The organism is Ralstonia sp. 1138 (assembly GCF_040544795.1).
GTDB lineage: Bacteria > Pseudomonadota > Gammaproteobacteria > Burkholderiales > Burkholderiaceae > Ralstonia > Ralstonia flatus.
On record NZ_JBEPKQ010000004.1, the window covers coordinates 141,609 to 159,685 of the forward strand.

Annotated in this window: 11 protein-coding genes; 3 read left to right on the forward strand and 8 right to left on the reverse strand. The window is 64.8% G+C overall.

From position 1 onward, the window contains the following. Positions 1 to 130: 130 nt before the first annotated feature. The 3 genes from pyrH to rpsB form a co-directional block, all read right to left on the reverse strand. Complete coding sequence (gene pyrH, locus ABIC76_RS18265) at positions 131 to 841, reverse strand: UMP kinase (protein ID WP_009238238.1); 711 nt, start codon at positions 839 to 841, stop codon at positions 131 to 133. Between the two features lie 292 nt (positions 842 to 1,133). Next, on the reverse strand, positions 1,134 to 2,024 hold the full coding sequence (gene tsf, locus ABIC76_RS18270) for a translation elongation factor Ts (RefSeq protein ID WP_027677473.1): 891 nt from the start codon (positions 2,022 to 2,024) through the stop codon (positions 1,134 to 1,136). Between the two features lie 259 nt (positions 2,025 to 2,283). Continuing rightward, complete coding sequence (gene rpsB / locus ABIC76_RS18275) at positions 2,284 to 3,027, reverse strand: 30S ribosomal protein S2 (protein ID WP_354534839.1); 744 nt, start codon at positions 3,025 to 3,027, stop codon at positions 2,284 to 2,286. A gap of 304 nt (positions 3,028 to 3,331) precedes the next feature. Between rpsB and map the strand changes: the two genes are divergently transcribed. From map to ABIC76_RS18290, 3 genes are all read left to right on the forward strand, one after another. Continuing rightward, complete coding sequence (gene map / locus ABIC76_RS18280) at positions 3,332 to 4,156, forward strand: type I methionyl aminopeptidase (RefSeq protein WP_027677474.1); 825 nt, start codon at positions 3,332 to 3,334, stop codon at positions 4,154 to 4,156. Positions 4,157 to 4,274: 118 nt separating this feature from the next. Then, positions 4,275 to 6,863: a [protein-PII] uridylyltransferase gene (locus tag ABIC76_RS18285; protein ID WP_354534840.1), complete on the forward strand. Its 2,589-nt coding sequence runs from the start codon at positions 4,275 to 4,277 to the stop codon at positions 6,861 to 6,863. After that, positions 6,847 to 8,862 carry a pseudouridine synthase gene (locus tag ABIC76_RS18290; protein ID WP_354534841.1) on the forward strand — a complete coding sequence of 672 codons (2,016 nt, stop codon included), beginning with the start codon at positions 6,847 to 6,849 and terminating at the stop codon, positions 8,860 to 8,862. Before ABIC76_RS18285 ends, ABIC76_RS18290 begins: the two co-directional genes overlap by 17 nt. Positions 8,863 to 8,937: 75 nt before the next feature. On the opposite strand, the gene ABIC76_RS18295 is transcribed toward ABIC76_RS18290, so the two are convergent. From ABIC76_RS18295 to smc, 5 genes are all read right to left on the reverse strand, one after another. Next, positions 8,938 to 10,059, reverse strand: coding sequence for an alpha/beta fold hydrolase (locus ABIC76_RS18295; RefSeq protein ID WP_354534842.1), 1,122 nt, complete (start codon positions 10,057 to 10,059; stop codon positions 8,938 to 8,940). A 68-nt stretch (positions 10,060 to 10,127) separates the two neighbouring features. Continuing rightward, on the reverse strand, positions 10,128 to 10,661 hold the full coding sequence (def, locus tag ABIC76_RS18300; RefSeq protein ID WP_027677478.1) for a peptide deformylase: 534 nt from the start codon (positions 10,659 to 10,661) through the stop codon (positions 10,128 to 10,130). Further along, on the reverse strand, positions 10,658 to 13,099 hold the full coding sequence (gene ligA, locus ABIC76_RS18305; protein WP_354534843.1) for an NAD-dependent DNA ligase LigA: 2,442 nt from the start codon (positions 13,097 to 13,099) through the stop codon (positions 10,658 to 10,660). Before ligA ends, def begins: the two co-directional genes overlap by 4 nt. A 10-nt stretch (positions 13,100 to 13,109) precedes the next feature. Continuing rightward, the gene (locus ABIC76_RS18310) at positions 13,110 to 14,324 is read right to left on the reverse strand and encodes a cell division protein ZipA C-terminal FtsZ-binding domain-containing protein (protein WP_354534844.1); all 1,215 of its coding nucleotides are present in this window, start codon (positions 14,322 to 14,324) and stop codon (positions 13,110 to 13,112) included. After that, positions 14,325 to 17,840, reverse strand: a complete 3,516-nt coding sequence (gene smc, locus ABIC76_RS18315; protein ID WP_354534845.1) for a chromosome segregation protein SMC — start codon at positions 17,838 to 17,840, stop codon at positions 14,325 to 14,327. It lies immediately after the preceding gene. Positions 17,841 to 18,077: the final 237 nt, after the last annotated feature.

The window sequence follows — 18,077 nt, forward strand, 5'->3', positions numbered from 1 at the left end:
ACACGACACAGGGCACCGGCAAGACCAAAAAGACAATAGACGATTTTACATGGAAGCCGCTCGCCAACGCCATTCAAGCGGGGTCAGCGAACGGTAAAAAAGGGGCCTGCGATGAGGCTTTCCGCTGGCTTCAGACGTGTACCAGCGTGCCTTCGTCTTCACCCAGGATGACGCGCTTGAGCGCGCCCGGCTTCTGGATCGAGAACACCTTGATCGGCAGCTTCTGATCGCGGCACAGCGCGAAAGCGGTCGCGTCCATCACCTGCAGGTTGCGCGAAATGGCTTCGTCGAAAGTAATGGTGGTGTAGCGGGTGGCGCTCGGGTCTTTCTTCGGATCGGCGGTGTAGACGCCATCGACCTTGGTGGCCTTGAGAACGATCTCGGCACCGATTTCCGAGCCGCGCAGCGCGGCAGCGGTGTCGGTCGTGAAGAACGGGTTACCGGTGCCAGCCGCGAAAATCACGATCTTGCCCTCTTCCAACTGGCGGATCGCACGAGGGCGGATGTACGGCTCGACCACTTGGTCCAGGCGCAGCGCCGATTGCACGCGGCCTTCGAGGTTGGCGTGACGCATGGCGTCCTGCAGGGCCAGCGCGTTCATCATGGTGGCCAGCATGCCCATGTAGTCGGCCGTGGCGCGGTCCATGCCGGCGGCGCCGCCCGCGACACCGCGGAAGATGTTGCCGCCGCCGATCACCACTGCCACCTGCACGCCCAGCTTCACGATTTCAGCGATGTCGTTGACCATCCCTTCGATGGTGCTGCGGTTGATGCCGAAGGCATCGTCGCCCATCAGGGCTTCGCCGGAAAGTTTGAGTAGAACGCGCTTATAGGCAGGCATGGAGATCCTCGTGACGATTCCTGGTACGGGAGACAGGAAAGGGGGAAATGACGCTGCGGAGATGACAACGACGTGCAAAGCGGGGACTTCGCACATCCCGCAACCTTCTTGCGCGGAAGCCGTCGGGAAAATCCCCAACGATGCCCGCGCAAGCAGGCTGCACCTGCAAACAGGGCACCTTTCGGTGCCCTGTCTGTTTGGCATTATACGGCTGCGCCAACGGTGGAAACGCCCCCTGCCGGCCTGCGCCGGGAGGTGAATCGCCGCACCGTTGGAAACGGCCGCTGCAGCATTACGCCTGTTGCTTGGCAGCGGCCACTTGGGCAGCCACTTCGGCAGCGAAGTCGTCTTGCTTCTTCTCGATGCCTTCGCCCACCACGTACAGCGTGAAAGCCTTCACGGTCGTGTTGGCGGCCTTGAGCATCTGCTCAACGGTCTGCTTGTCGTTCTTCACGAACGGCTGGTTCAGCAGCGAGACTTCCTTCAGGTACTTCTGCACGCTGCCTTCCACCATCTTGGCAACGATTTCAGCCGGCTTGCCCGATTCGGCAGCCTTCTGCTCAGCAACGCTGCGCTCCTTGGCAACCAGATCTGCGGGCACGTCGTCAGCCGACAGCGACACCGGCTTCATGGCGGCAACCTGCATGGCCGCATCCTTGGCCGCAACTTCGTCACCCTCGTACGCCACCATCACGCCGATGCGGGCGCCGTGCAGGTACGACGTCAGCTTGGTGCCGTCGAAACGCTGGAAGCGGCGGATCGTCATGTTTTCGCCGATCTTGCCGATCAGGCCCACGCGCACGTCTTCAACGGTCGGGCCGAAGCCGTCTTGCGACAGCGGCAGCGCGCCGACAGCGGCAACGTCAGCCGGGTTGTTCTTGGCGATCAGTGCAGCCACCGAGTTGGCGAAGGCCAGGAACGAATCGTTCTTCGAGACGAAGTCGGTTTCGCAGTTGATTTCGACCAGCGCGCCGGTCGTGCCTTCCACTGCAGCCGCCACCACGCCTTCAGCGGTGACGCGCGAGGCGGCCTTGCCTGCCTTGTTGCCCAGCTTCACACGCAGGATTTCTTCGGCCTTTTCCAGGTTGCCTTCGGCTTCCGTCAGGGCCTTCTTGCATTCCATCATCGGCGCATCGGTCTTCGCGCGCAGTTCTGCCACCATGCTTGCGGTAATTGCCGCCATTTCATGCTCCTTGTTTCAGATCGTCGTCCGGTCGCGCGCTGAAAGGTCTTTGCGTCTTCGCTGCACGCCGGCCTGTCGTCCGGTTTCCATCCGGCCGCCCCACGAGATACGGCGCGTGTGGGACATCCGCATGACAAATTAAAAAAAAGGGGCGTTTATTACGCGCCCCTGTCTGGCCATCAGCCCTGATGCGTTCCACCAGGTGCGGCCTGGCCACGCGTCCCGCGCAATCAAGCCGCGGGCGCCCGCCTTCTTGTGTTTAGCCTTCTTGGACTTCGACGAAGTCGTCGCCGCCACGAGCGGCCTCAACCACTTCCTGGACCGCGTTCGCACGGCCTTCCAGGATCGCGTCGGCCACGCCGCGCACGTACAGTGCAACAGCCTTGCTCGAGTCGTCGTTACCCGGGATGACGTAGTCGATGCCTTCCGGCGAGTGATTCGTGTCAACCACGCCGATCACCGGAATACCCAGCTTGGCAGCTTCGGTCACGGCAATCTTGTGGTAACCAACGTCCACCACGAAGATGGCGTCCGGAATGCCGCCCATGTCCTTGATGCCGCCAATGGACTTCACCAGCTTGTCCATTTCGCGTTCGAACATCAGTGCTTCCTTCTTGCTCATGGTGTCGGTCGCACCGGCTTCCTTGGCGACTTCCATGTCCTTCAGACGTTTGATCGAGGTCTTGACCGTCTTGAAGTTGGTCAGCATGCCGCCGAGCCAGCGGCTGTCGACGAACGGCATACCTGCGCGAGCCGCTTCTTCAGCCAGGATCTCACGCGATTGGCGCTTCGTGCCGACGAACAGGATGGTGCCCCGGTTGGCTGCCAGTTGGCGCACATACTTCAGTGCGTCCTGGTACATCGGCAGCGTCTTTTCCAGGTTGATGATGTGAATCTTGTTGCGATGGCCGAAGATGTAGGGGGCCATCTTGGGGTTCCAGAAGCGGGTCTGGTGGCCAAAGTGGACACCGGCTTCCAGCATTTCGCGCATGGTCACGGACATGAAATTCTCCAGTCGGGTTAGGTCTAAAGCCGCCTCAGACATCTTTCGCATGCGATACGAAAAACACCCGCGGTGAGGCGGCTCGCGATTTCAAGCGCTACCGGCCACACGACCGGCAACTGCTTAGCCTGCGATTATAGCGACAAAAACCCAATCGACTCAAGACCTTCCGAGCATTGGCGACAAACGAAGCAAGACTGGCACCCACCGCCCGAAAACCCCGGCCGGGGCGCTTTGGTGCGATAATTCATGCTTTAGCCACGACGCGGCGCTTCAGGCGCCTGCGTGCAGAAAGAGTCACAGCATGGCCGTTACCATTCACACCGCCGAAGACATTGCGCACATGCGCGTGGCCTGCCGGCTTGCGTCCGAAGTTCTCGACTACATCACCCCGTTCGTCGTGCCCGGCGTGACGACGGGCAAGCTGGACCAGCTGTGCCACGCTTACATGCGTGACGTGCAAGGCACCGTGCCGGCACCGTTGAACTATGCACCGCCCGGCTATCCGCCCTTCCCGGCATCGATCTGCACGTCGGTCAACGATGTGATCTGCCACGGCATTCCGGGCGACAAGGTGCTCAAGAATGGTGACATCGTCAACCTGGACATCACTGTCATCACCAAGGAAGGCTATTACGGCGATACCAGCCGCACCTTCGTTGTGGGCGAAGGCTCGATCCTCGCCAAACGCCTGACGCAGGTCACGTTCGAATGCATGTGGAAGGGTATCGCCGCGGTGCGCCCGGGCGCCCGCCTCGGCGACATCGGCCACGTGATCCAGCAACATGCAGAAGCTGCCGGCTATAGCGTGGTGCGCGAATATTGCGGCCACGGCATCGGCAAGAAATTCCACGAAGATCCGCAGATCCTGCATTACGGCCGCCCCGGCACCGGGATGGAGCTGAAGGCCGGCATGATCTTCACGATTGAACCGATGATCAACGCGGGCAAGCGCGATATCCGCACGATGCCCGACCAGTGGACGGTCAAGACGCGCGATCGCAGCCTGTCGGCGCAGTGGGAACACACGCTTCTTGTGACAGAGACCGGCCACGAAGTGCTGACCGTGTCGGCCTTGACGCCGCCGGCACCGGAATTCGTGCACGAAGGCGCGCCGGCCACGGCCTGATCATCGCGGGCGAGCCGCACCTTCAGCGGCAGCAGCGTCGCGCTGATCTCGCCCCGCCTCGGCTCAACTCCTGCAGCGACCGGCTCGTTCCGGTCGCTGTTTCATTCACGCTCCACTCATGCCCTCCGCTGCCGCTGCCCCTGCCGAAGAAGTCCAACCGCGCGACGCCCTGAAAGCTGAGCGCGCGCACCTGTTCGCGCAGTTCGACCAGCACGCCAACGTTCAGCAGCTCGTGACCAAGCTGGCACGCGCCGTTGACCGTGCGCTGGTGCGGCTCTGGCAAGAGGAGCAGATGCCAGCCGACTGCGCCCTGATTGCCGTGGGCGGCTATGGGCGCGGCGAGCTGTTCCCGTATTCCGACGTCGACATCCTCCTGCTGCTGCCAGGCACCGCCGACAAGGCACTCGAGGCGCGGCTGGAGGCCTTCATCGGCCGCTGCTGGGACATGGGGTTGGATATTGGCTCCTCGGTGCGCACGGTCGACGAGTGCATCAAGGAAGCGGCGCAAGACGTAACAGTGCGCACCTCGCTGCTGGAAGCCCGCCTGTTGACCGGCGACGAAGGCTTGTACCGCACCTTCGAGACGCACTATCAGGGCCATCTGGACGCGGCCGATTTCTTCCAGTCGAAACTGCTGGAGATGCGCCAGCGGCATGCCAAGTACCAGGACACGCCCTACTCGCTCGAACCGAACTGCAAGGAAAGCCCCGGTGGCCTGCGCGATCTGCAGGTCATTCTGTGGATGACGCGGGCGGCTGGTTTCGGCTCCAGCTGGAACGAGCTGCTTGCCAATGGCCTGCTGACGCGCCGTGAAGCGCAGGAGCTGGCAAGCAATGAGCGCTTGCTCAAAACTGTCCGCGCGCGTCTGCACCTGCTGGCCGGGCGCCGGCAGGACGTGTTGGTGTTCGATCTGCAGACGCAACTGGCCGAGTCGTTCGGTTACCGCCCCACCACCGCCAAGCGCGCGAGCGAACAGCTCATGCGCCGCTATTACTGGGTCGCCAAGGCCGTCACGCAGCTCAATACCGTGGTGCTGCAGAACATCGAGGCGAAGCTGTTCCCGAGCGAGCTGGGTATCACGCGGCGGATCAACGATCGCTTTGTCGAGCGACAAGGCATGCTCGAGATTGCCGACGCCGATCTCTACCAGCGCGAGCCGACGGCCATCCTGGAAACCTTCCTGCTGTACGAGCAGACGCGCGGCATCAAGGGATTGGCTGCCAGCACGATGCGCGCGCTCTACAACGCGCGGACGTTGATGGACGCCAAATGGCGCAAGGATCCGGCCAATCGCGCGCTGTTCCTGTCGATCCTGCAGCAGCCGCAGGGCATCACGCACGCGCTGCGCCTGATGAACCAGACCAGCGTGCTCGGCCGCTACCTGGTCAATTTCCGCCGCATCGTCGGGCAGATGCAGCACGACCTGTTCCACGTCTACACGGTCGATCAGCACATCCTGATGGTGGTGCGCAATATCCGACGCTTCTCCATCGTCGAGCACACGCACGAGTTCCCGTTCTGCAGCCAGTTGATGGCGAACTTCGACAAGCCGTGGGTGCTGACCGTGGCGGCGCTGTTCCATGACATTGCGAAGGGACGCGGCGGTGACCACTCCGTGCTCGGCATGTCCGACGCGCGCCGCTTCTGCAAGGAACACGGCATCGCCAAGGAAGACGCCGACCTCATCGTCTGGCTGGTCGAGCATCACCTGACCATGAGCCAGGTCGCCCAGAAGCAGGACCTCGGCGATCCGGAAGTCATCCGTCATTTCGCTGATCTGGTCGGCACCGAACGCCGGCTGACCGCGCTGTATCTGCTCACCGTTGCCGACATCCGCGGCACCAGCCCGAAAGTGTGGAACGCCTGGAAGGGTAAGCTGCTGGAAGACCTGTATCGCATGACGCTGCGCGTGCTCGGCGGCGCCACGACCGACCCGCACGCCGTGCTCGAAAGCCGCAAGGAAGAAGCGCGCGCCCTGCTGCGCTTGGCCGCGCTGGACGACACCGCGCACGAAGCGCTCTGGAAGCAGCTCGACGTGGGCGTGTTCCTGCGTCACGACGCGCGCGACATCGCCTGGTTCACGCGGCACTTCTACAACCGCGTCGACACGACGATCCCGATCGTGCGTGCGCGCATTTCACCGGCGGGCGTCGGCCTGCAGGTGGCGGTGTATTCGCCGGATCGGCCCGATCTTTTTGCGCGCATCTGCGGCTACTTCGAGCGCAAGAGCCTGACGATTCTCGACGCCAAGATCCACACCACCAAGCACGGCTACGCGCTCGACACCTTCCAGGTGGCCGATCCCAGCAGCGGCCTGGTGGAGCCCGGCCATTACCGCGACATCATCACGCTGGTCGAGCACGAACTCGCCGAGCAGATCTCGCGCGAAACCGCCCTGCCCGAGCCGCCGCGTGGGCGCATCTCGCGCCAGTCGCGCAGCTTCCCGATCAAGCCGCGCGTCGACCTGCGGGCAGACGAACGCGGCCAGTACTACCTGCTCTCCATTTCTGCAACAGACCGCACCGGTCTGCTCTACGCCATTGCCCGCGTGCTCGCACACCGTCGCGTGTCGGTGCACACCGCGCGCATCAACACGCTCGGCGAGCGCGTGGAAGACATCTTCCTGGTCGACGGCACTCGCCTGACCCAGGACAACAAACTGCAGCTCGAGCTTGAAAGCGAGCTGCTCGATGCGCTCGCCATCTGAGCGCCAGCCTTACCGGTCTAGATTCATGACTACCGATTCCGATGATTTTCCGGGCGACGACGACAAGCGCCGCGCCAGCGACCCGACGCAGCGCGCCACGCGCCCGGGCAAGCGCACCACGCTCGGCGTGCGCCGCGATGACGAAGGCAATGCCGTGCGTTCGACCGGCAAGCCGCTGCGCTCGTCCGACCTGAACCGCGAGCGCCAGCCGCTGCGCCCATCGCAACGCCGCCCCAAGCCGGAAGAAGGCGCCGGCAAGCCGCCGCGCCCGGCGCGCCCGCCCCGCCGCGACGACGATGGCCAGACGCGCGACGCCAAGCCGCGCCGCATGCAAGGCGATCGCCCGCCGCGTCGCTTTGATGACGAGCGCCCGCCGCGTCGGTTCGAAGATCGCCCACCCCGCCGGTTCGACGACGAACGCCCTCCGCGACGCTTCGACAACGACCAACGGCCGCCCCGTCGCTCTGATGATGAGCGTCCGCCGCGTCGCTTCGAAGATCGCCCACCCCGCCGGTTCGACGACGAACGCCCTCCGCGACGCTTCGACAACGACCAACGGCCGCCTCGTCGCTCTGATGACGAGCGTCCGCCGCGTCGTTTCGAAGATCGCCCGCCTCGCCGATTTGACGACGAACGTCCTCCGCGCCGTTTCGACAACGACCGCCCACCGAGGCGCTTTGACGATGAGCGTCCGCCGCGCAGGTTCAGCGACGATCAACGCCCGCCCCGTCGTTTCGAGGACGAACGCCCGCGCCGCTACGGCGATGATCAACGCGCACCGCGTCGCGATGGCGACCAACGTCCGCCGCGTCGTTTCGACGATGAGCAACGCCCGCCGCGCCGGTTCGAGGATCGCCCGCCACGCAAGTTCGGCGACGACCAACGGCCGCCCCGTCGCTTCGACGACGAGCGCCCGCGCCGCTATGGCGACGATCAACGCGCGCCGCGTCGTGATGGCGATCAGCGTCCTCCGCGACGCTTTGACGACGAACGTCCGCCTCGCCGGTACGGTGACGATCAACGCCCACCGCGTCGATTCGACGATGAGCAGCGGCCGCCGCGGCGCTATGGCGATGACCGCGCTCCGCGTCGTTTTGACAACGACCGTCCGTCGCGACGCTTCGAAGACCGTCCGGCGCGTCCACAACGGCCCGAGCGCGAGCGTGAAGAGCGCGCCCCGCGTCATGCCGAGGAGCAGGCACCGCGCCAGGGCGCGCAAACCGAATCGAGCGGGCTGGTCCGTCTGTCCAAACGCATGTCCGAACTGGGCCTGTGCTCACGCCGCGAGGCTGATGAATGGATTCCGCGCGGCTGGGTATTGGTGGACGGCGAGCCCGTCACCGAGCTGGGGTCACGCGTCAAGCCGGATGCGGTCATCGAAATCCACCAGTCGGCGCGCTCGGAGCAAGGCGAGCGCGTGACCGTGCTGATGCACAAGCCCGTCGGTTATGTGTCCGGCCAGGCAGAAGATGGCTATCAGCCGGCGGTGTCGCTGTTCGTGCCGGAAAACCAATGGGAAGGTGACCCCACACGCAAGCGCTTCGCGCCGTGGCAGCGTCGGGCGTTGGCGCCGGCCGGTCGACTGGATATCGATTCCACCGGGCTGCTGGTGTTGACGCAGGACGGCCGCGTGGCACGCCACCTGATCGGCGAGGATTCAACGGTCGAGAAGGAATACCTGGTCCGCGTCGTGTGGCATTCGCCGGACGGCGTGGTCGAGCACGACATCTCCAAGGTCTTCCCCGAAGAGCTGATGGAAAAGCTGCGCTTTGGCCTGTCGCTCGACGGCGAAGCACTCAAGCCCGCGAAGGTGAGCTGGCAGAACGAAGAGCAACTGCGCTTCGTGCTGCGCGAAGGCAAGAAACGCCAGATCCGCCGCATGTGCGAACAGGTCGGACTGGAAGTGGTGGGCCTGAAGCGCATCCGCATGGGCAGCATCGTGCTGGGCGATCTGCCGGTCGGCCAGTGGCGATTCCTGGGGCCGTTCGAGAAGTTCTGAGGCAGCCTCTGCCCCAACAAAAAACCGGTCAGCGCACCCTGCGTTGACCGGTTTTCTTTTTGCGCGCTGCCTACGTTACAGATGCGGAGCCTGGCAGGCTGCGCCCGAGGTGTTGGCCGACGCGGGCATGCCGAACACGGCCTGTGCACCACAACGCGAACCAAACATCTTCGCTTGGTCGTGGCCCACGCCAACCACTTCGTGCGCCTGGTGGTTGACGCGCTTGCGCCCTGCCAGGTAGCGCTCGTAGCGCCAATAGTTGCGGGCACGATCGAGGCGCGTCGGGCCTTCGGCTTCCGCACCGCACAGCTTGTCGAGCACGCGGTGGTTCGGATCGTTGTCGCTCGTGCCGACCAGGTAGGTCACGTGGCGCTGCGCGTATCGGTTGAACAACTGACGGCCGGTCTTGCCGGCGGCATACGGCACCATGTCGACCATGCCGTATTTGTAGTGATCGTAGTCGGGGCAGACGCTGGTGCTGTAGCGCGCAAAGCCCTTGCCGCGCGGTCGCTCCGGCGTGAAATACAGATACGACGACGGGTTGGCGACCACGTAGCGCAGATCGATGCCGCGCTTGCGGATGGCCTCGTCCACGTTGTTGAGCACGGCGTAGCGCTGCACGATCTGGCCGCCGCCCGAATGGCCTGCCACCGTCACGCGCTTGACGTTGGGCGCACGCGCCGGGTCGGTCACGTAGCCGATCAGGTCATCGAGCACCTTGAGCGAACTCAGGTCCGTGTACGGCGCGTTGGTGGCGTTGAAGCCGCCGATCCAGCCATCCACCGACCACACCGGCATGCCGTCGAAGCCCTTGCCTTCATCGGGCGTGCCGGGAAAGTTCGGGGCGATCAGCAGGACTTCGTCGGGATTGCGGCCGCTGGCCTGGAGCAGATCGGCACCAGCGGTGTAGTAGTCGTTGCCGTTGCGTTGCAGGCCGTGCTGCACGAACACGACTTCGCGAATGCGGCTCAGATCGCCATCAAGCGGATGGTTGGCGTAGACGGGGAAATCGTAGCCCGCTGCATCGGTGCCAAGATGCACGCGCTGCCAGACGGGCCCCTGAGGCTTCTGCGCAGCCGACGCAGCCGCGGTCGTTTCCGGCGTCTGCGGCCCCGCGCATGCGGCCAGCCCCAGCATTGCAGTCATGGCCACGCCAAGCGCCAGCCGGCGCCAGCCCCTCGAACCATCGCGCTTCATATCGTCTCCGTGGTGGATGAAACACGCGCCGACCCGCCCCCGCAGGTCCGACGCTCCCGCAGTCGCGATCAGTCGTCGTGATTGGCGGGCAATTCCGGGAACAGCACTTCGGTAAAACCGAAGCGAGTGAAATCCTTCACGCGCATGGGATACAGCACGCCCTGCAGGTGATCGCATTCGTGCTGCACGACGCGGGCGTGGAAGCCCTCGGCAATACGGTCGATGGCATGGCCATGCTGGTCAAAGCCGGTATAGCGCAGGCGTGTGTAGCGCGGCACCACACCGCGCAGGCCGGGTACCGAGAGGCAACCCTCCCAGCCCTCTTCCATCTCGTCCGACAGCGGTTCGAGAGTCGGGTTGATCAACACCGTCTTGGGCACCGCCGGCGCATCCGGATATCGCTCGTTGCGATCGAACCCGAAGATGACGACTTGCAGGTCCACGCCGATCTGCGGGGCCGCCAGGCCGGCACCGCGCGCCGCATCCATGGTGTCGAACATGTCTTCGATCAAGGCGGTCAGTTCGGGCGTGTGAAAGCGCTCGACCCGCTTGGCCACCCGCAGCAGCCGGCTGTCGCCCATCTTCAGGATGTTTCGGATCATGACTGGTCTCCCGCCGGATTTTTTAACAGCGCGAGCATACCCGCTTCGTCCAGAACCTTCACGTTCAATTCCTCGGCTTTGGCGAGCTTGCTGCCGGCGTCTTCTCCGGCGACAACGAAGTCGGTCTTCTTCGACACCGAACCCGACACCTTGGCGCCCGCCGCTTCCAGCATGGCCTTGGCTTCGTCGCGCGTGAGGCTCGGCAACGTGCCGGTCAACACGACCGTCTTGCCGGCCAGCACGCCTTCTTCCGCGGCTTCTGCGGGCATGGTGGCAAGCAGCTCGCCGCGCAGCACGTCCAGCTTTTCCAGTTGCGCGCGATGGTCGTGCGAGGCGAGCCATTCGAGCAGTGACGCCGCCACATCGGCCGGCAGACCTGCCAACTGCTCGGCTTCAACGCTGGCCAACTGCGCAAGCGTGGGCGCTGCCACCGCCAACTGCTTGGCACGCGTGGCCGTGAGCTTGGGCACGCCGAGCGTGGCGTACAGCTCGGCCGGCTCCAGCTTCTCGCGCAGCTTCGCGTTCGGCGCGTGCTCGCCTTGCGGCGCGACCCCGGCTTCGAGCAATGCATCCAGTGCCTGCTGATTCTTCGGCTCGGCAAAGAAGTCGGCGATGGCCTCCGCCACCGTGGCGCCCACGTCGGGCAGCGCGAGCAGCAGCGGCGCGGGCGCGCGCCGGATGATGGCCAGGCTGCCGAGCCAGTCCGCGAGTGTCTTGGCGGTCGACTCGCCCACGTGGCGAATGCCAAGCGCAAAAAGGAAGCGCGCCAGCGGTGGTGTCTTGCTGGCCTGGATGCCCTCCAGCAGATTCTCGGCCCACTTGGTGGCGATCTTGCCGGAGGAAACCGTCTCGGGCGTCACGCCATCACGCTCGTCCGCGCGGCGCTTCATCTCCAGGAAGTCTTCGAGCTTGAGCTTGTACAGATCGGCGATGCCGTGCACGTAGTCCAGCTCGACGAGGTTGTCGATGTAACGCTCGCCCAGGCCTTCGATGTCCATCATGCGGCGGCCGGCAAAGTGGCGGATCGCCTCTTTGCGCTGCGCCGAGCAGAACAGGCCGCCCGAGCAACGGGCCACCGCCTCGCCCTCTTCACGCACGACGTGCGAGCCGCACACCGGGCACGTCTTCGGCAGTTCGAACGGCGGGTACTTGGGCTGCTGCTTCGGACTGAACAAGTCGCTGCCCGGCACGTCGTCCATCGGGCGGCGGTCGAGCACCACGCTCACCACCTCGGGGATCACGTCACCGGCGCGCCGGACGATCACGGTGTCGCCGACGCGAACGTCCTTGCGGCGCACTTCGTCTTCGTTGTGCAGCGTGGCGTTGGTGACCGTCACCCCGCCAACGAACACCGGCACCAGCCGCGCCACCGGCGTGATGGCGCCTGTGCGGCCGACCTGCACGCCGATCGACTCGACCGTGGTCAGTGCTTCCTGCGCCGGATATTTGTGCGCGACCGCCCAGCGCGGTTCACGCGTGCGAAAGCCGAGTTCGCGTTGCAGCGCCAGCGAGTTGACCTTGTAGACCACGCCATCGATGTCGAACGGCAAGCTGTCGCGCTTGGCACCGATGGCGTCATGAAACTCGACCAGGCCATCTCCGCCCTTCACCGCGGCGCGTTCCGCGCTGACCGGAAAACCGAACGCCTGCAGCGCGTCGAGCATGCCGGAATGCGTCTCGGGCATGCCCTTCCAGCCGACCACCTCGCCCAACCCATAGGCGAAGAACGAGAGCGGGCGCTCGGCAGCCATCTTCGGATCGAGCTGGCGCACGGCGCCGGCCGCGGTGTTGCGCGGATTGACGAAGGTCTTGTCGCCGCGCTCGCGCTGGCGTGCGTTGAGCTTTTCGAAGTCGTCGCGGCGCATGTAGACCTCGCCACGCACTTCCAGCACGTCAGGCACATGACCATCAACGGGCGACAACCCCAGCGGAATCTGGCGGATCGTGCGGATGTTCTGCGTGACGTCTTCGCCCGTGGTGCCGTCGCCGCGCGTGGCCGCCTGCACGAGATAACCGCGCTCGTAGCGCAGGCTGATCGCCAGGCCGTCGAACTTCAGCTCGGCGGCATATTCGACGGGCGGGTCGGTATCGTCGAGGCCCAGCTCGCGGCGTACGCTCGCATCAAATGCACGCGCGCCGTTGGCGGTGGTGTCGGTCTCGGTGCGGATCGACAGCATGGGAATGACATGCCTGACCGCCGCAAACTCGGGCAGGACGGCGCCGCCGACCCGCAGCGTGGGCGAGTCGGGCGTCTTCAGCTCGGGATGTTCGGATTCCAGCGCTTCCAGCTCGCGATAGAGCCGGTCGTATTCAGCGTCGGGCACGCTGGGCTGGTCGAGCACGTAGTACTCATGGGCGTAGCGGTTCAGCTCGGCGCGCAGCCAAGCTGCCCGCGCCTCGGGCGTGGCACCGGACGCGGGTTCTGCAATCTTGCGCATCGTGCGTCCGTCAGTGGCTGAACAAGCGGACCGCAGTGCTCGAACCGGCCGGGATGCCGCGCGATTCGAGCTTGTCGTACAGCACCCGCAGATGCTTCTGGATGGCGACGAACGATTGCTCCGTCAGCGGACGCAGGTTGTCATCCACGACCTGCGCACCCATGCGCTGCGACAGCGTGTAGGCGTATTCGCACACCAGCTTGAACGGCTTGCTCGCCTCTTCCGCCACCGGGACATCGAGCAACAGCGTGATCTGACGACCCGCCTTGACGGTCAGGTCATCGCGCAGGAAGTTGGTGTCGCCAAACTGCAGGGTGAACAGCGCGCGCTGCACACCATCGGCACCGGCGTGAAAGCGCGTGAAACGGGTGCCGTCGCGCGAGAGCACCAGCCCGTCTTGCGTGGCCACCGTCTGCACATACGCTGCCGACCAGGGCGCCCCGTCGGAGATCACGCTTACGCCCAGTTGCACGTCGCACTCCGCGGCAAACGCGTCGAGTTCACGCGCGTTGGAAATCGTCTCGTTCATGTCCGGCAGTTCCGGCACGGCATCGGCCGCTTCCGACAGCGGATCGATGGCGTTGATGAATTCCGAGAACTCCAGCGCATTCAGCGGGCCCGTGCGGTTGGCCAGCTGCACGGCCACTTGCACGTCAAGGTAACGCTGACCGGCGCGGATGGCTTCCCACGCATTGGCGGCGGGGTTCAAACCTTCCACGTGAATCTGCTTGGTGCCTGCGCGGCGCAGCTTGGTCAGCGCCGGCAGCAGGCGATCGCCCGACACTTCGCGTTCCGGATGCAGCGGCACGATGCAATCGATCAGCGGATCGATCACGCCATTGGCGGGCTCCAGCGAACCCGGCGCAGGCTCGGCAACCTCTTCCGCTTCGGCCGTTTCGAGCGCGGCATCGTCGCCCGCGGGCGTGAGTTCAGCGCCGATCACGCCGGCTTCGGTTTCAGCGCTGCCCGTAGCAGGCGTATGCGTCTTCGCCGAGAACCCCGGCTCAAGACGCGGTTCGACGCGGTCGATTTCATCGCGCTCGCCGCCGAGGGCAGGTTCGGCGCGCTCGGTCCAACCTTCGCCGCGGGGCGTCTCGTCGACGGCCGGGTTGTATACCTCGGGGCGGCGCGCCTTGCGGATCTGCCACTGGTTGTAGACAACGATCACCAGCACAAACACCACGCCTGCGCCCAGCAGGGCCATCACCAGGTTGTTGTCCTGCATTTACGCTGCCTCCGCCATGGTCAGCGCGGCATCCATGTCCACCGCCACGATCCGGGACACACCTTGCTCCTGCATGGTCACACCGATGAGCTGTTGCGCCATTTCCATCGCAATCTTGTTGTGAGAAATAAAAACGAATTGGGTCTTGTCGGACATGCGCTTGACCATGTTGGCGTAGCGCTCGGTGTTGGCGTCGTCCAGCGGCGCGTCCACCTCATCCAGCAAGCAGAACGGGGCCGGATTGAGCTGGAACATCGCAAACACCAGCGCAATGGCGGTCAGCGCTTTCTCGCCGCCCGACAGCAGGTGAATGGTCGAGTTTTTCTTGCCCGGCGGCTGCGCCATCACCTGCACGCCCGCATCGAGAATCTCTTCGCCCGTCATCATCAGCTTGGCCTGGCCGCCGCCGAACAGCGTCGGGAACAGCTCGCCAAAGTGATAGTTGACCTGGTCGAACGTACCTTGCAGCAGCGCGCGTGTTTCCTGGTCGATCTTGCGGATGGCGTCTTCCAGCGTGGTGATGGCGTCGGTCAAATCAGCCGATTGCGCATCGAGGAAGCCCTTGCGCTCGCGCGCCGCCGCCAGTTCGTCCAGCGCGGCCATGTTGACCGGGCCGAGCGCGTTGATGGCGTTGTTGATGCGTGTGACTTCGCCTTGCAGGTACGACGGCTTCAAGTCGCCCGTCAGACGTTCCGCCAACGCCGCTTCGTCAACATTGGCAGCGGTGAGTTGCTCGGTGAACTGCTCCTGGTTCAGGCGCGCGGCCTGCTCCTTCAACTGCAGCTCGGTGATGCGATCGCGCAGCGGTTGCTGGGCGCGTTCGGCGGTCAGGCGTTGCTCGTCGTGCGTGCGCAGTTGCGCGGTCAGCGCGTCCAGTTCCATGCGCGCCAGCCCGAGCTTTTCTTCCTTCTCGGCACGGCGCTCCAGTGCTTCCTGCAGTCCGGTATGCGCGGTCTGCTCGTTGATGGTTTCCAGCTCGGCGCGCGCGTTTTCCAGCGTCAGCACGATCTGCTGCGCCTGGTCGCTCGCCACCTGGATGTTGCGCTTCAGTTCGGCAATGCGGTTCTGCAGATTGCGTTCGGCAAAGTGCGCCTCCTGTGCGCCACGCTCCTGATCGCGCAAGGCGTTGCGTGCGTCGCTCAGGCGAACTTCCAGCGCTTCGAACGCCTGCTGGCTGTCTTCGAAACGCGCCTGCATGTCGGCGAGCGCCGCGTCGTGCTGTTCGAACGTCGCTTCGGATTCGGCACGGATGGCGCGCTGCTCTTCGATCTGCGCGCGAATCTCTTCCAGCTCACTGTCGATCTGGCCGCTGCGCGCGTTGTAGCGCTCCATCGCCTGCGACAGTTTGAGCACATCCATCTGCAACACGTGGACGCGGCGCGTGGCCTGTTCGGCGCGAGCCCGCACCTGCGTGAGGTTCTGGCTGGCCTGGCTGTACGCCGCTTCAGCACGCACGGCGGCGCTCTTGGCTTCGTCCGCCAACAGCATCTGCGCACGCACCTGCTTGTTCAGGTTTTCGATTTCCTGCGCGCGAGCCAGCATGCCGGCCTGCTCGGAATCGGGCGCGTACAACTGCACCGACGACCGGCCAATCAGATGCCCAGCCTGGACGACAAACGTGCCGCCTTCCGGCAGCGTCTGCCGCGCAGCGAGCGCAGCCTGCATGTCGTCGGCGATATAGACGTCGGCCAGCCAGTCTTGCAGCACGGCGCGCATGCCGGGCTCCGTCACTTGCACCAGCGACATCAACGGACGCAACCCGGCGGGCGCTTCCACCGGACGCGCGGCAGGCGGCGGCGCATAGAAGGCGAGCTTGGCGGGCGGCGCGTCGGCCGCAAACGCCTTGATCCAATCGAGGTTGGAGACTTCCAGCGCGCCAAGCTTTTCGCGCAGCACCGCTTCGAGTGCGGGCTCCCAGCCCTGCTCGATCTGCAGCTTCTTCCAGAAGCGCGGCAAATCGCTCAGTTCGTGCTTGGCCAGCCACGGCTGGACCTTGCCGTCGGTCTGCACGTTTTCCTGCAGTTGCTTGAGCGCGGCAAGGCGGGCTTCCAGGCTGGCAATCGCGGCGGCTTCCGATTGCACGCGGTCCTGCGCGGCACGGCGTGCCTCGTCGAGCTGCGGCACCTGAGTCTCGGCGTCTTCCAGCGCGGCTTGCGCTTCGGCCAGCACCTCTTCCTGCTCGGCCAGTTCGGCGCGCAGCGTTTCGAGCTGCACGTCGTCCGGCTTGTCGAGGCCTGAGGATTCCTGCGTCAGACGTTCGCGGCGCTGCTCAAGCTGCAGCAGCGCCTGATCAGCATTGCGCTGGTGCGCGGCTTCGAGCTTGAGCGCCTGTTCGGATTGCAGGATCGCGGCGCGCTGATCGTTCAGCGCGGTCTGCGCATCGCGCCACTGCGCTTCCATGGCGGGGAGTTCGTCGGCTTTGCGCGCGACATCCTCGGCCGCCTGCGCGGCACGCTCCTCGGCCATGGCCAGCTCTTCCTCGGCCGCGGCGAGGTCTTCCTGCGCCTGCTCGCCCTGCGTGTGCCACTGTTCCTGCTGTGCGGTGAGCGTGGCGATCTGCTGCTGGATCCGGTTGCGCGATTCCACCACGTAGCGGATCTCGGCTTCCAGGCGGCTGACTTCGGAGTTGGCTTCGTAGAGCGCGCCCTGCGCGGCATGCATCGCGTCGGACGACGCGTAATGCGCCACGCGCATCGTTTCGAGTTCGGCCTCGATATGACGCAGCTGCGCGGTCTGCGCTTCCAGATCGATCTGCGCCTGTTCGATGGCGCGCTGATGGCGCTCCTGCTCAGCCTGCGCTTCCCGCTTGCGCAGCAGCCACAGCAGGTGCTGTTTCTCTTCGCCGTCGGCCTGCAGCGCCTGGAAGCGCTGCGCCACTTCCGCCTGGCCCTCGAGCTTTTCGAGGTTGGAGCCAAGTTCGCGCAGGATGTCTTCCACGCGTGTGAGGTTTTCACGCGTGTCGGAGAGGCGGTTTTCGGTTTCGCGGCGGCGTTCCTTGTACTTGGACACACCCGCGGCTTCTTCCAGGAAGATGCGCATGTCATCGGGCTTGGCCTCGATGATGCGGGAGATCATCCCCTGCCCGATGATGGCGTAGGCGCGCGGCCCCAGGCCCGTGCCGAGGAAAATGTCCTGGATGTCGCGGCGGCGCACCGCCTGGTTGTTGATGAAGTACGACGAGGTGCCATCGCGGCTCAGGACGCGCTTGACCGCCACTTCGGCGTATTGGCTCCACTGGCCGGCGGCGCGGCCTTCCGCGTTGTCGAAAACGAGTTCGACGCTGGCGCGGCCAGCCGGCTTGCGCTGGGTCGAGCCGTTGAAGATGACGTCCTGCATCGATTCGCCGCGGAGTTCCGCAGCGCGTGATTCGCCGAGCACCCAGCGCACGGCGTCGATGATGTTGGATTTACCGCAACCGTTCGGGCCGACGATGCCGACAAGCTGGCCCGGAACATGGAAATTGGTCGGATCGACGAAAGACTTGAAGCCTGCGAGCTTGATCGAAGAGAGGCGCACGTTGTGTTCGTCTCGAAGGGATCAGAAAAGGGGGATAAAGCGGGCGCCCCAGGAGCGCGCCTTGAGCGTCACACCAACGCCGTTCGGCGCGGACTCACAAGGCACGCCCCAGGGGCGCGGATGGCGTCATCATACCATTCGCACCCGGGCCTCCCGCCAATCAAATCGCTACAAAAATGGACGAAATTTGCAGCGCGCGAGGCCAAATTGCTGCGGATTTGTAAGCAGTTTCACCTT